The following is a 13,742-nucleotide window of genomic DNA, read 5'->3' as shown; positions in this document are numbered from 1 at the left end:
GAACCGTTGTGCACAAAACTCCAGATCAATCCGTCTGCGTGGTGAGAGTCGCCGCCTCGACGCCCAGGACACCGGCGATGGCGTCGACGCTCACCGGGCCCTGACGCAACACCCGCGGATGTGTGCCGGTGAGGTCGACGATCGTCGACGCGGCCTGCTGTTCGGCAGGTCCACCGTCAAGGTAGACCTCGACGAGATCCCCGAGTTGGTCGCGCGCCTCACCGGCGGTCAGCGCAGCAGGGCGCCCCGAGATGTTCGCACTCGACACGGCCATCGGTCCCACTTCGCGCAGCAGGTCGATGGCCACCGGGTGAAGCGGCATCCGCAACATCACGGTGCCGTGCGCATCACCGAGGTCCCACTGCAGCGACGGCGCCTGGTGTACCACCAGGCTCAGCGCGCCCGGCCAGAACGCTCTGATCAGCTCACGCGCGCTCTGCGGCACCGAATAGACCAGTCCCTGGATCGTGTGCCACGACCCCACCAGTACCGGCACCGGCATGTCGCGGCCGCGCCCCTTGGCCGACAGCAGCGCGGCCACCGCATTGTTGTCGAAGGCGTCGGCGCCGATGCCGTAGACGGTGTCGGTGGGCATCACGACCAGACGCCCGCCCTTGAGCGCGCTGATCGCCGACGCGATGCCCGTCTCACGCTGCGCGGGGTCGGTGCAGTCGAACGCTTCACTCATGCGCGATCCGCTCCGCTTCTCGCTGGGACGTCACAGTAAAGACCCTCTCACCCACCACGTACCGCGGTCACGAAGCGGGGCCGGCCGGTGAGGTCGTGTCGTGCGGTGACCTCGACGAATCCGCCTGCGCGGGTGAACGCTTCGACGGTGCGTTCGGAGGTGCTGTCGTCATGCTCGACGGCGCAGCATCCGCCGGGCCGAAGCAGGCGCGCCGCCAGCCCGATGATCGCGGCGATCACCACCATACCGTCGTCGCCCCCGAACAACGCGTGCGCCGGATCATGTTCGGCCACTTCGGGTTCCAGCTCGGCACCGTCGGGGATGTAGGGCGGATTGGCCACCAGCAGATCGACGGTGCCGTCGAGTTCACCGAGCAGGCCCGCGGCGCTGACGTCGGCCCGCACCAATTCGACGGAGGTGTCGGCGACATTGTGGCGCGCGTACGCCAGCGCCTCGTCGGAGTCGTCGACCGCGATCACCCGGGCGGCGGGCCGGTGGTGCCACAGTGCGATCGCCAGCGCGGCCGAGCCGGTGCACAGATCCACCACCACCGGGATGGGCGACAGCGGTTGGGCAAGCGCCCATTCCAACAGGGACTCGGTCTCCGGGCGCGGGATGAACACACCGGGGCCGACCGCGACGGTCACCTCTCCGAACGCCGCGGTTCCGGTGAGGTGCTGCAGCGGCACGCGCTCGGCGCGGCGGGCGACAAGCAGTTCGTATCGTTCGACGAAGTCGGCACCGGGCTCGATCAGCGCCAAGCGGCCGCGGTCGGTGCCGGCCACATGAGCGGCCAACAGTTCGGCGTCAACGCGCGGGGATCCCACACCGGCAGCGGCCAGTGTCTCGGTCGCCGCATCGATCACGTCACGCAGCCGGCCGGTTCTCATCGCCGCGTCGTCACGTGCTCTGCAGCCTGGACTGCCTGTCGGCGGCCGCGAGCGCGTCGAACAGCGGATCCATGTCCCCGTCGAGCACCTGGTCGAGGTTGTGCGCCTTGTAGTTGATCCGATGGTCGGCGATCCGGTTCTCCGGGTAGTTGTACGTCCGGATGCGCTCGCTGCGGTCGACGGTGCGGATCTGGCTGGCACGGTCGGCCGACGCGTCGGCCTGTGCCTGCTCCTCGGCGAGCAACTGCAACCGGGCGGCGAGCACCTGCATCGCGCGGGCCTTGTTCTGCAGCTGCGATCGTTCGTTCTGGCAGGTGACGACGATGCCGGTCGGCAGGTGGGTGATACGCACCGCGGAGTCGGTGGTGTTGACGCCCTGACCACCCTTGCCCGAGGACCGATAGACGTCGACGCGCAGGTCCGAGTCGTCGATCTGCACCTGCCCGACCTCTTCGGGTTCGGGATACACGAGAACACCCGCCGCGGAGGTGTGCACCCGGCCCTGGGACTCGGTGACGGGCACCCGCTGCACCCGGTGCACGCCGCCCTCGAACTTCATCCGTGACCAGACTCCGTCGGCGGAGTCCCCCTTGCTGGTGATCGACAGCGTCGCGTCCTTGTAGCCGCCGAGATCGGAGAACGTCTCGCCGAGAACCGTGACGTTCCAGCCGTGCCGCTCGGCGTAGCGGACGTACATCCGCGCGAGGTCCGCGGCGAACAGCGCCGACTCTTCTCCGCCCTCCCCGGACTTGACCTCCAACACGATGTCGTCGGCATCATGCGGGTCCCGCGGCGCGAGCAGGTCGGTGAGGGTGGTGTCGAGGTCGTGCACCGTCGCCGCGAGCTCGTCGACCTCAGCGGCGAACGACGCGTCGTCGGCGGCGAGTTCGCGCGCCGCTTCCAGGTCACCGCGCGCGGTTTCGAGCTTGCGGTAGGTGGCGACAACCGGCGATATCTGGGCGAAGCGCCGGCCGGCCTTGCGTGCCGCCGCAGGATCGGCGTGCAGTTCAGGATCGGCGAGGCGACGTTCCAGATCGGCGTGCTCGGCGAGCATGGCTTCGACCGCCGGGGACGTCTCGGTCACCTGGCCTCCTCTCGCTGCTGATCACTCCCACCCACGAAACAGCGCCCGGCCTGCGCGGATGCAACAGATCGGGCGCCGATCTCGCCGGAGCTACTTGTCGTCGGCAGCCTTGGCGCCGGCACGCTTGCCGTAGCGCTTCTCGAAGCGGGCGACGCGACCGCCGCTGTCGAGGATCTTCTGCTTACCGGTGTAGAAGGGGTGGCACTGCGAGCAGACCTCGGCGGTGATCTGTCCGCTCTTCTTGGTGCTCCGAGTGGTGAAGCTGCTTCCACAGCCGCACAGCACAGTGGTCTCGACATACTCAGGGTGAATGCCCGATTTCATGGTTTCCTCTTCGATCGTGGGCCCCGGGTCGCCTCTCCCGTTCTGGGAGGCTTGCGGCGTGAACCGGAACCGAGGTGTCGGCGATGAATTATGCCAGGTCAACCGCCAGTGTCCTAAACGCCTACACCCAGGGCCCTATTCCCTGCCGATGACGCGGTAGGTGTCGCCGTCACGCGTCCACAGCACCCGGCCGTCAGGTTGGACACCCCTGGCGACGAGTTCGCGCTTGACCACCTTGTTGGTGGCTGTGCTGGGCAGTTCGTCGGCGATCCACACGTGGCGCGGCCACGCTTTCGGCGACAGATCCGGTTGGGCGGCGAGGAACTCGCCGAACGCGGTCGGCGTCAGGGTCGCGTCATCCTGGAGGACGAGCGCGGCCATCACCTGATCGCCGACGTGCTCATCGGGAACCGGGTAGACCGCGACCTGACTGATCGCGGGTTCACGGACGAGGATGCGCTCGATGGGCGCCGAGGTCATGTTCTCGCCGTCCACCCGCATCCAGTCCGCGGTGCGACCGGCCAGATAGATCCAGCCGTCGGCGTCCCGGTAGGCGAGGTCGCCGGACCAGAACATGCCGTGCCGCATTCGCTCGTCGGTGGCCCCCGGGTCGTTGTAGTAGCCCGCGAACATCCCGGCCCCCTGGGTGTTGACCAACTCGCCGATCGCTTCGGCGCCGTTGGCCAACGCGCCGTTCTCGTCGAACTCGGCGACAGCGCACTCGGTCAGGGTCTCCGAGTCGTAGATGGCCACGCCGGGAAACCCCCTGCCGATCGAACCGGCCGGGCAGCCGTCCTCGCGGGTCACGGTCACCGCGTTCTCGGTCGAGCCGAATCCGTCCCACACCTCGCATCCGAACCGGCGGGCGAACTGCTCGATGTCACGGTCGCTGGCTTCGTTGCCGAACGCCACCCGCAGTGGGTTGTCCAGGTCGTCCGGCCGTTCCGGGCTGGCCAAGATGTAGGCCAGCGGTTTGCCGACATAGTTCATGTAGGTGACGCCGTAGTGGCGGACGTCGTCGATGAAGCGCGACGCCGTGAACTGAGCGGGCGCCATCGCGGCTCCCGCGTTGAGCGCCACCGACCACCCCGCCAGAACCGCATTGCTGTGGAACAGCGGCATCGACAGATAGCAGACATCCGCCGACGTCAGCTCGTAGCGGCCGGCCAGGGCGGCGCCCGCGAGCAGCACCATCGCATGCATGACGCGGACGGCCTTCGGATCACCGCTGGTGCCGGAAGTGAAGATCAGCATGTAGGTGTCCGTCGCGCCGACTTCGTGATGCGGCGTGAGCGGACCCGCCAGTGCCAGCAGCTCCTGCCACTCGGGACTTCCCACCACCAGGACGCGCACCCCGGCCAGATCCACGCCGTCGAGGAGCCCGCGGTGACGTTCGTCGGTGACCAGGATCTGGCAGTCGGCGCGGTGGATGTCGCGAGCGAGGGCCTCGCCGCGCCGGGTGTTGTTGATGCCGCACAGCACGTATCCGCCGAGGCCGGCGGCAGCCATCGCGGTCAGCATGTCGGGCGTGTTGTCCAGTAGGACACCCACATGAAGGGGCTTTCCCGGATCGGCGATGCCGATCAGGGCCGCGGCCTGGGTCGCGGCGCACCCGAGGTGTTCGCGCCAGGTCCAGGTCTGACCGGCGTACTTGACCGCGACGCCGTCGTCGTCCGCGCGCTCCCGCAGCAGCTGCTGAACTGTCTCCGCCACCCGCTTGGCCCTCCTCCGGTAGTGAACAAATTTCACCACGTGTCTACTCGATCGACCGCGGGCCTGGCGCATCGGCCCACCGGAGACCGGTCATTTGCGAAGATAGGGGCGTGACTGTCGACGCCGCGGCGAAACCCGCCACCAGGTCCGTGCGGGATCGACTGATCGACGCCGCCGAACAATGCCTGACCGTCAAAGGGATTCGTGCGACGACCGTCTCCGAAGTGGCCGAGGTGGCCGGGGTCAGCCGCGGCTGGCTCTACCGTCATTTCCCGGACAAGTCCGAACTACTCGGCGCGGCGATCGTTCGGCTCAACGATGCCTTCTGGACCGAGTCGCGGGTCCGCCTGGATGCGGTGACCGGACTCGATCAGCAGATCACCAGCGGAATTGCGCTGGCACGCAGGGAGTCCGAGACGCCCGGAGCGCTCGTGCTCAAGCTGCGCCAGGAAGAGCCCGAGGCATTCACCGCCTGCGTGGGCCTCGGGGTTCGCGGACTCATCCCGGAGATCGCCGCGTTCTGGGTGCCCTACGTCCAGGCGGCGGTGGATCGCGGCGAGATCCATCCCGACACGGACTGCGCGGAAGCCGCCGAGTGGATCGCGAGGATCACGATGAGCCTTGCGACCGTGCCCGGCGAACAATTCGACGTCGACGACCACGACTCGGTGTTGCGGCACACCCGCCGCTATATCGTGGCGGCACTGCGCTGCGACCCGGATCAAACCTGAGCTAACCGAGTCCGGGGATGTGTACAGAGCGCCCGGTCAGCAACAGGAGCAGCTCGCGGATCGGGGAGAAGACCTCACGGCCGTCCCCCACCGCAAAATTGGTGTCGGTGGCGACCAGCCGGTAGTCCGAGAACCGGCGGCGCGCGTGGAACGGGAAGCCCATGGTCCACACCCGTTCGGCGGCGGCCGCCGCAGCGTCGGCAGGCATCGCCCGGTCGATACCCAGCGGAATGCAGATGTCCTGAGCGTGCACCAGCACGTCGGTCAACGGTTCCAGCGCCGTGGTTCCGGGCGGGTGCCGCCGCGATCCGACGAGGTCTCTCAGTTGGGCAGCGACCTGAGCGGGCGATCGTGTGTCAGTGACGGCCATGCGATGGACGACGGCGTTGAACCGGAAGCCGCTGCGGGCCGCTTCCCACAGCATCCTCGGCGTGCCGATGGCCGAGTGCGTCAGGTGGGCAGCGACGTTCCCGACCGTCCAGCCGGCGCACAACGACGGTGCGGACCACTGCGACGGGTCGATCCGCTCGACGAGCGCGGCGACCTCGATGCGCTGGCCGTCGATGTGCTGCCACACGATGTCGTCTTCCATCGCCGGACCCCCACGATTAATTTAGTCAGTTTCGCTGACAAATTTAGTCAGGGAATCGTACTAAAGTCAAGGCATGGACCCCCAACCGGCAACTGCCGTCCTGATGTACATCGCGCACCGCGACGCCGAGAGCCAGGTGATGGCGGCCCTCGCCGAGGCGGGCTTCGGCCAACTCACCCTCGCCCAATCACGATTGCTGCAACGCCTCGACCCCACCGGGATGCGCCTGACCGATCTGGCCGATCAGGCACGGATCACCAAGCAGACCGCAGGCGCGCTCGTCGACCAACTCGAGCACACCGGCTACCTCACCCGCGGGCCGGATCCGACCGATGGCAGGGCGCGACTGGTGAAACTGAGCGATCGAGGCACCGATGTGTGCCGAATGGCCGCCACCGAGGTGGCGCAGATCGAAGACCAATGGCGAAAGCACCTGGGCGACAAAGCTTTCAAGGGAATGCGTGATGCGCTGATCTCACTGCGCAACATCACCGACCCGTACCGGTGACCGGCGGCTCGGTGCAGCCCGTCACGTTGTCCGCGACGGGCGACACCCAAATCGCTCAGTCGTGGTCGTTGCCGCCGGGGGTGTTCTTCGACACCTGCACCAGGAATTCGTAGTTCGTCTTGGTCTTGCGCAGCTGGCTCATCAGCAGGTCGATGGCCTGATGCGGGTCCAAGCCGGACAGCACGCGGCGCAGCTTGTGCACAACGGCGAACTCGTCGGTAGACAGCAGCAACTCGTCCTTGCGGGTGCCCGATGGGTTGACGTCGACGGCCGGGAACACCCGGCGCTCGGAGATCTTGCGGTCCAGCTTGAGCTCCGCGTTACCGGTGCCCTTGAACTCCTCGAAGATCACCGTGTCGCCGGTGGAACCGGTCTCGACCATCGCCGTGGCGATGATCGTCAGCGAGCCACCTTCTTCGATGTTGCGCGCCGCGCCCAGGAACCGCTTCGGCGGGTACAGGGCGGTCGAGTCGACACCACCGGAGAGGATGCGACCCGAGGCCGGCGAGGCGTTGTTGTACGCACGCCCGAGACGGGTGATCGAGTCCAACAGCACGACGACGTCCTTGCCCTGCTCGACCAGGCGCTTGGCCCGTTCGATCGCGAGCTCGGCGGCCTGGGTGTGATCTGACGGCGGCCGGTCGAAGGTGGATGCGATGACCTCACCCTTGACCGAACGCTGCATGTCGGTGACCTCTTCGGGGCGCTCGTCGACGAGCACCACCATCAGATGGCATTCCGGGTTGTTCCTGGTGATCGCGTTGGCGATGTCCTGCATGATCGTGGTCTTACCGGCCTTGGGCGGTGACACGATCAGGGCGCGCTGCCCCTTGCCGATCGGCATGATCAGGTCGATGACGCGGGTGGTCAGCTTGTCCGGAGTGGTCTCCAGGCGCAACCGGGTGTTCGGGTACAGCGGCGTGAGTTTCTGGAACTCGGGCCGCTTCCTGGCCTCGTCGACCGGCTTGCCGTTGACGGTGTCCAGGCGCACCAGCGGATTGAACTTCTGCCGGGCGTTCTGTCCGCCACTACTGTCCCCTTCGCGCGGGACGCGGACGGCGCCGGTGACCGCGTCACCGCGGCGCAGGCCGTTCTTCCGCACCATGTTCATCGAGACGTAGACGTCGTTCGGCCCCGCCAGGTAACCCGAGGTACGCACGAACGCGTAGTTGTCGAGCACGTCGAGGATGCCGGCAACCGGCTGGACCACGTCGTCTTCACGGAGTTCGGTCTCGCGATCGACTCCGCCACCGCCGCCTCCGCCGTCGCCGCCACGATCTCGACGCTTGCGGTCGCGGAACCGGCGACCGCGACGGCCTTGTCGGCCCTCCCCGTCGTCGTCGGCGTTGCCGCCGCGGTTCTGACCACCCTGCTGATCGGAGTTGTCGTTGCGGTTGTCGCCACGATTGTCGTTGCGGTTGTCCCCGCGATTTTCGTTTCGATTCTCGTTGCGATTGTCGCCACGATTCTCGTTGCGATTGTCGCCGCGGTTGTCGTTGTCCCTGTCGGATCGATCGGAACGGTCGGCACGCTCGTTCCGGTTGTCCGACCTGTCGTTCTTCTCGGCCTTGGCGTCGCCGGCGTTGTCACCGGCCTCGCCCGACTGAGCCTGGCCCCGCTTGTTCTGATCCTTGTTCTGCTCGGCACCGCCGGGGCCGCCCGCACCACGGGATGCGGAACGACGTTCGCGTCGCTGCTGGGGGGCCTGCGCGCCGGAATCGGCCTGCTCGGCGCCGGCCTGCGACGGCGGCGCGCCATCACCGGCGTTGCCGGCGGGGGCATCCTGACCGGCGTTGTCGGCAGGTCCGGAAGAAGTAGTCGCCGTCTCGGCGGGGGTGTCTTTTTTCGCTGCGCTTCCGGTGCGGCCGGTGGATTCGCCACGGCGCTCACGGATGGCGGCGATCAACTCGCCCTTGCGCATCCCGGAGGCGCCTTCGACGCCGATCTCCTTGGCCATGGCGCGAAGCTCGGGCAGAACCATGCTGGTCAGAGCACCCCGCCGATCACGCGAAGCGCCTCCGGCCGAGCCCTCGGCAGCTGTCTTCGGAGCATCCTCCGCGGCGGGCGCGCTGCGCTCAGCCGATGGAGTGGAGTCCGAGGTCACGGTGTTCGGCAGCTCACTGCTTTCAGTGCTGCCGCCAGCCGTGATGAGGTCCGTATCAGTCACGGATTTCCTTTCTTCCCTCGCGAACCAAGTGACGCGGGGGTTCAGTACGTTCAGCCAATCCGCTGAACGTGAGGGTCACACCATTGCCACCGCAACGGTGATCGCCGGGGTTTCGCCAAAACGGCAAACCGTCAGTCCACAAATTTGAGCACCTGAAAGAAGAGTGGTCGTCCTAGTGTCGGCGCAGTTCAGACGCTGCGATTGCTGGACGTGAGCGAGAATAACCCGCATCCGAGCCGGAAGCAAGAAACGCCGTGATTCACATGTTACGCGTGTTACGCCGCCTGCCGGCGCCGGGCTAGGGTCGGGCAGCGACGCCGGACATCCATTTGACGCCATCCCCCACCGACATCCTGGTCACCGCGAAGCCGTTGTCGCGGCCATACTGCAGAACCTCGGCCGGCAGATCAGTCCTGGTGCTCAAGGCCAGAATCGCAGGTCCAGCCCCTGACAGCACCGCTGCCACGCCAGAACGCCGGAGCACCGCCAGGTATTCCGCAGAGGCGGGCATGGCGGCCGCCCGTTGCGGTTGATGCAACACATCCTCGGTCGCCGACATGAGCAGGTCGGGGCGTTCGGTCAGGGCGGCCACCAGCAGCGCCGCCCGGCTCAGATTGAAGCGCGCATCGGCGTGGCTGACCTGCTGCGGCAGCAGCACTCGGGTCTCGGCTGTCGACGAACGGACCTGCGGGACGGCAGCGAAGATGTTGATGTCGGGATGCAACCGGATCGGCGCGGCCCCGTAACGCGGCGCCGCCACGTCACCTTCGGTCCACGACACCACCGCGCCGCCGAGCACAGCGGCCGATGCGTTGTCGGGATGACCCTCGAATTCCGAGGACACCTGTATCAGCTGTTCCAGTGACATCGGGGTCGAACCGCTTTGTGAGGCAAGCCCGTTGGCGGCAGCAAGTCCACCGACAACGGCTGCGGCCGAAGAGCCCAGACCCCGTGAGTGGGGGATGTCGTTGCGACAACGGACGGTCAGGCCGGCCGCGCGCACTCCGGTTTCCCGCAAGCCTCGCTCGATCGCCCGCACCACCAGGTGGGAATCATCCAGAGGGACCTGACCGGCGCCCTCGCCGTCGACCTCGACGATGAGGCCGGATTCGGTTGTCTCGACCACGATCTCGTCATAGAGGCTGACCGCCAGCCCCATGCTGTCGAAGCCGGGGCCCAGATTCGCGCTCGAGGCAGCAACAACCGCGGTGGCCGTCAGGCCCGGGGGCAGGGTTCTGGTCACCGACGTCCGATCTAGACCAGGCCGAGCTTGGCCACGACGGCGACAGGGTCGACGGGCACCGGGATGACCGCAGGCATGCCCTTCAGCGCGGTGTCGGGATCCTTGAGCCCGTTGCCGGTGACGGTGCACACCACGGTGGAACCCTTGCTGACCCAACCGTCTTCGATCGATTTCAACAACCCGGCGATGCTCGCAGCCGACGCCGGCTCCACGAACACCCCCTCGGTGCGGGCCACCAGGTGATAGGCGGCGAGGATCTCCTCGTCGGTTGCGGCCAGGAAGCGACCTTTGGACTGCTGCTGGGCTTCGACCGCCGAACTCCAGGACGCGGGCGAGCCGATCCGGATGGCGGTGGCGATGGTCTCGGGGTCACTCACCGGCTCGCCGAGCACCAGCGGTGCGGCACCGGCGGCCTGGGTGCCCAGCATGCGCGGCAACCGGTCGGCAAGACCGTCCCGGTGGTACTCGGTGTAACCCTTCCAGTAGGCCGTGATGTTGCCGGCGTTGCCTACGGGTAGCGCATGGACGTCGGGTGCATCTCCGAGCGCGTCGACGATCTCGAATGCCGCGGTCTTCTGCCCTTCGATGCGGAAAGGATTGACCGAGTTGACAAGTGACACGCTCGGGAAGTCCGAGGTCAACTTGCGCGCGAGTTCGAGGCAGTCATCGAAGTTGCCGTCGATCTGGATGATCTTGGCACCGTGCATGACGGCCTGCGCCAATTTGCCCAACGCGATCTTGCCCTGGGGCACCAGCACAGCGCAGGTGATTCCGGCGCGCGCCGCGTACGCGGCCGCCGACGCCGAGGTGTTTCCCGTGGAGGCACACAGCACCGCCTGCTGGCCGCGGGCCACCGCTTCGGTGACCGCCATGGTCATGCCGCGATCCTTGAACGAGCCGGTCGGGTTCAGTCCCTCGACCTTCAGATGCACGTCACACCCGGTGTATTCGGACAACCGCGGGGCCGGAAGCAGCGGGGTGGCGCCCTCACGCAATGTGATGGGTGTCCAACTGTCCTCGACCGGCAGTCGGTCGCGGTAGGCCTCGATGAGCCCCGGCCAGGGCTGATGCACGGCGCGGGGGGTGGTGGTACTCATTCGGTGGTTCCTTCCATCCGAAGGACGCTGTTGATGCTCTGGACGACCTCGAGATCAGCCAGAGCCGCAACGGTTTCCGAAAGGGCAGCATCGGTCGCCCGGTGGGTCACGACGACGATGCGGGCGCCGCACCGTTGCCCGCCCTCGTCGACCATGCCTTCCTGTCGCACCTCGGCGATGCTGACCTCACGCTTGCTGAACTCCGCTGCGACCGCGGACAGTACGCCCGGGCGATCCGCGACGTTCATGTTGACGTAGTAGCGGGTGGGGATGAAGCCGATCGGCGCGACGGGCAACTTCGCGTACTTGGATTCGCGGGGTCCCCGGCCACCCTGCACGCGGTTGCGCGCGGCCATCACCAGATCCCCCAACACCGCCGACGCCGTCGGCGCACCTCCGGCACCCTGCCCGTAGAACATCAGTCGTCCGGCCGCCTCGGCCTCGACCACCACCGCGTTGAAGGCGCCGTTCACCGACGCCAACGGATGATCCAGGGGCACCAGCGCCGGGTAGACACGAGCCGAAACCCGCTGCTGACCTTCGCCGTTGGTGAGCCGTTCGCAGATCGCCAGCAACTTGATCGTGCACCCGAGCGCACGTGCGGACACGAAGTCGGCGGACGTCACCTTGGTGATGCCCTCGCGGTAGACGTCGTCGGCGGTGATCCGGGTGTGGAACGCGATCGAGGCCAGAATGGCCGCCTTTGCAGCGGCGTCGTATCCCTCCACGTCGGCGGTCGGGTCCGCCTCGGCGTACCCCAGTGCGCTGGCGTCGGCGAGAGCCGAGGCGTAGTCGGCGCCGGTGCTGTCCATCTCGGAGAGGATGTAGTTGGTGGTGCCGTTGACGATTCCGGCCACCCGCAGCACGGTGTCACCGGCCAGCGACTGGGTCAGAGGACGGATGACGGGTATCGCCCCCGCGACCGCGGCCTCGAAATACAGGTCCACACGGGCATTCTCGGCGGCCTGGGCGAGTTCTCCGGCAGAGACCGCCATCAACGCCTTGTTGGCGGTGATCACCGACTTGCCCTGCTCGAGCGCGGACAGGATCGCCTTGCGGGCGGGTTCGACGGGGCCCATCAGCTCGACGACGATGTCGACGTCCTCGCGTGAGACCAACTCTTCGATGTTGTCCGTCAGCAACTCCGACGGAACACCGCGGTCGTCGGCCACCCTCCGGACCCCGATGCCACGCACCACCAGAGGCGCACCGATGCGGGCGGTCAGATCGTCCGCACTCTCCTCGATGATGCGCACCACCTGGCTGCCGACATTGCCCAACCCCAGGACGGCTACCCCGATTGCCTTGGTCACAGCTCACCTCACCTCCAGACTCAACAGATCGTCGACCGTTTCCCGGCGCAGGATCAGGCGTGCCCGCCCGTCGCGCACGGCCACCACGGCCGGCCGGCCGATCAGGTTGTAGCGGCTCGACATCGAATAGCAGTATGCGCCGGTTGCTGCGACGCCCAGTAGGTCTCCCGGTGCGACGTCGTCGGGCATCCATGCGTCACGTACGACGATGTCGCCGCTCTCGCAGTGCTTCCCGACGACACGAGACAACGCCGGAGCGGCATCACTGATCCGCGACAGCATCCGCACGTCGTACTCGGCGCCGTACAGCGATGTCCGGATGTTGTCGCTCATCCCGCCGTCGACGCTGACATACCGTCGGTGCCTGTCGGACGCGACTGCGACGTCTTTGACGGTGCCGACCTCATAGAGCGTGATGGTGCCCGGCCCCGCGATGGCGCGCCCCGGTTCGACCACCAGCTTGGGCGTGGGCAACCCCACGGCTGCGGACTCGTTGCGCACGATGGTCTGGAGCTTGTCGGCCAGTTCGCCGATCGGCGGCGGATTGTCCTGTGGCAGGTACGAAATCCCGAGTCCCCCACCGAGATCGACGATCGAGATCTGCGCCGTTTTGTCGACACCGAACTCCGCCACGACGTCCCTGAGCAGTCCGATGACCCGGTGGGCCGCCAGTTCGAAGCCCGCCACGTCGAAGATCTGCGATCCGATATGGCTGTGCAGACCGACAAGGCGCAGGTGGTCGGTCTCGAAAACCCTGCGCACGGCGGTCATCGCGGCGCCGCTGGCCAGCGACAGCCCGAACTTCTGGTCCTCATGGGCGGTGGAGATGAACTCGTGGGTGTGCGCCTCGACCCCGACGGTGACCCGCACGAGCACATCCTGGACGACACCGGTCTCACCGGCGATCCGGTCGAGTCGCTCGATCTCGGTCATCGAGTCGAGCACCACGTGCCCGACGCCGTTCTTCACCGCCGCGGTCAGCTCGGCGATCGATTTGTTGTTGCCGTGCAGGGCGATTCGTTCTGCCGGGAAGCCCGCGTGCAGCGCCACCGCCAACTCTCCCCCGCTCGCGACGTCGAGGGACAGTCCCTCTTCGTCGACCCAGCGGGCGACCTCGGTACACAGGAACGCCTTGGCGGCATAGCGGACGTACTCTCCTCCGCCGAAGGCCGTCGAGATCTCGCGGCAGCGCGCCCGGAAGTCGTCCTCGTCGATCACGAATGCGGGAGTGCCGAACTCCGCGGCGATCTCGGTCACCGGAACCCCGGCGATGGTGACGACGCCGTCGTCACCACGAACAGCGTTGTGCGGCCACACATTGGGCGCCAGTTCGAGGACGTCGGCGGCGGCCAGCGGCCGGTCCGGCACACCGCCGTGATGGACCTCCTCGGC

Annotated in this window: 13 protein-coding genes; 2 read left to right on the top strand and 11 right to left on the bottom strand. The window is 67.2% G+C overall.

Features of this window, described 5'->3' with window-relative positions; genetic code table 11:
- Positions 1 to 25 precede the first annotated feature (25 nt).
- The 5 genes from ABDC78_RS25245 to fadD1 all read right to left on the bottom strand — a co-directional run bounded on the left by ABDC78_RS25245 (position 26) and on the right by fadD1 (position 4,699).
- The gene (locus ABDC78_RS25245; protein ID WP_178357860.1) at positions 26 to 688 is read right to left on the bottom strand and encodes an L-threonylcarbamoyladenylate synthase; all 663 of its coding nucleotides are present in this window, start codon (positions 686 to 688) and stop codon (positions 26 to 28) included.
- Positions 689 to 735: 47 nt separating this feature from the next.
- Positions 736 to 1,578 carry a peptide chain release factor N(5)-glutamine methyltransferase gene (gene prmC, locus ABDC78_RS25240; RefSeq protein WP_178357861.1) on the bottom strand — a complete coding sequence of 281 codons (843 nt, stop codon included), beginning with the start codon at positions 1,576 to 1,578 and terminating at the stop codon, positions 736 to 738.
- Between the two features lie 10 nt (positions 1,579 to 1,588).
- Positions 1,589 to 2,662: a peptide chain release factor 1 gene (prfA, locus tag ABDC78_RS25235; RefSeq protein ID WP_178357862.1), complete on the bottom strand. Its 1,074-nt coding sequence runs from the start codon at positions 2,660 to 2,662 to the stop codon at positions 1,589 to 1,591.
- A 90-nt stretch (positions 2,663 to 2,752) separates the two neighbouring features.
- A complete protein-coding gene (gene rpmE, locus ABDC78_RS25230; protein ID WP_178357863.1) occupies positions 2,753 to 2,986 on the bottom strand; it encodes a 50S ribosomal protein L31 in 234 nt (77 codons plus the stop codon).
- 135 nt (positions 2,987 to 3,121) lie between these two features.
- Positions 3,122 to 4,699 carry a fatty-acid--CoA ligase FadD1 gene (fadD1, locus tag ABDC78_RS25225; protein WP_178357864.1) on the bottom strand — a complete coding sequence of 526 codons (1,578 nt, stop codon included), beginning with the start codon at positions 4,697 to 4,699 and terminating at the stop codon, positions 3,122 to 3,124.
- Positions 4,700 to 4,809: 110 nt separating this feature from the next.
- Here fadD1 and ABDC78_RS25220 point away from each other — a divergent pair, with 110 nt between their 5' ends.
- Positions 4,810 to 5,430: a TetR/AcrR family transcriptional regulator gene (locus ABDC78_RS25220; RefSeq protein ID WP_178357865.1), complete on the top strand. Its 621-nt coding sequence runs from the start codon at positions 4,810 to 4,812 to the stop codon at positions 5,428 to 5,430.
- 1 nt (position 5,431) lies between these two features.
- Here ABDC78_RS25220 and ABDC78_RS25215 read toward each other — a convergent pair whose 3' ends face one another.
- Complete coding sequence (locus ABDC78_RS25215; RefSeq protein WP_178357866.1) at positions 5,432 to 6,022, bottom strand: maleylpyruvate isomerase family mycothiol-dependent enzyme; 591 nt, start codon at positions 6,020 to 6,022, stop codon at positions 5,432 to 5,434.
- A gap of 73 nt (positions 6,023 to 6,095) precedes the next feature.
- Here ABDC78_RS25215 and ABDC78_RS25210 point away from each other — a divergent pair, with 73 nt between their 5' ends.
- Entirely contained in the window at positions 6,096 to 6,530 is a 435-nt protein-coding gene (locus tag ABDC78_RS25210) for a MarR family transcriptional regulator (RefSeq protein ID WP_178357867.1), read from the top strand.
- Between the two features lie 55 nt (positions 6,531 to 6,585).
- Here the strand turns inward: ABDC78_RS25210 and rho are convergent, their stop codons facing one another.
- From rho to lysA, 5 genes are all read right to left on the bottom strand, one after another.
- Entirely contained in the window at positions 6,586 to 8,697 is a 2,112-nt protein-coding gene (gene rho, locus ABDC78_RS25205; protein WP_178357868.1) for a transcription termination factor Rho, read from the bottom strand.
- A 298-nt stretch (positions 8,698 to 8,995) separates the two neighbouring features.
- Positions 8,996 to 9,940, bottom strand: a complete 945-nt coding sequence (gene thrB / locus ABDC78_RS25200) for a homoserine kinase (protein WP_178357869.1) — start codon at positions 9,938 to 9,940, stop codon at positions 8,996 to 8,998.
- 11 nt (positions 9,941 to 9,951) lie between these two features.
- Positions 9,952 to 11,037: a threonine synthase gene (thrC, locus tag ABDC78_RS25195; RefSeq protein ID WP_178357870.1), complete on the bottom strand. Its 1,086-nt coding sequence runs from the start codon at positions 11,035 to 11,037 to the stop codon at positions 9,952 to 9,954.
- Positions 11,034 to 12,350 carry a homoserine dehydrogenase gene (locus ABDC78_RS25190; RefSeq protein WP_178357871.1) on the bottom strand — a complete coding sequence of 439 codons (1,317 nt, stop codon included), beginning with the start codon at positions 12,348 to 12,350 and terminating at the stop codon, positions 11,034 to 11,036. Before ABDC78_RS25190 ends, thrC begins: the two co-directional genes overlap by 4 nt.
- A gap of 3 nt (positions 12,351 to 12,353) precedes the next feature.
- A complete protein-coding gene (gene lysA / locus ABDC78_RS25185; RefSeq protein ID WP_347133539.1) occupies positions 12,354 to 13,718 on the bottom strand; it encodes a diaminopimelate decarboxylase in 1,365 nt (454 codons plus the stop codon).
- Positions 13,719 to 13,742: the final 24 nt, after the last annotated feature.

Source organism: Mycobacterium sp. DL (assembly GCF_039729195.1).
In the GTDB taxonomy this organism is placed as follows: domain Bacteria; phylum Actinomycetota; class Actinomycetes; order Mycobacteriales; family Mycobacteriaceae; genus Mycobacterium; species Mycobacterium hippocampi_A.
Note: the sequence above shows the minus strand (reverse complement) of the source record. Positions and strands in the feature narration are given on the sequence as shown.

Coding starts and splice junctions, on each gene's coding strand:
- ABDC78_RS25210 (WP_178357867.1), top strand. CDS start 6,096: ATGGACCCCCAACCGGCAACTGCCGTCCTGATGTACATCGCGCACCGC.
- ABDC78_RS25215 (WP_178357866.1), bottom strand. CDS start 6,022: ATGGAAGACGACATCGTGTGGCAGCACATCGACGGCCAGCGCATCGAG.
- prmC (WP_178357861.1), bottom strand. CDS start 1,578: ATGAGAACCGGCCGGCTGCGTGACGTGATCGATGCGGCGACCGAGACA.
- thrC (WP_178357870.1), bottom strand. CDS start 11,037: ATGAGTACCACCACCCCCCGCGCCGTGCATCAGCCCTGGCCGGGGCTC.
- ABDC78_RS25245 (WP_178357860.1), bottom strand. CDS start 688: ATGAGTGAAGCGTTCGACTGCACCGACCCCGCGCAGCGTGAGACGGGC.
- rpmE (WP_178357863.1), bottom strand. CDS start 2,986: ATGAAATCGGGCATTCACCCTGAGTATGTCGAGACCACTGTGCTGTGC.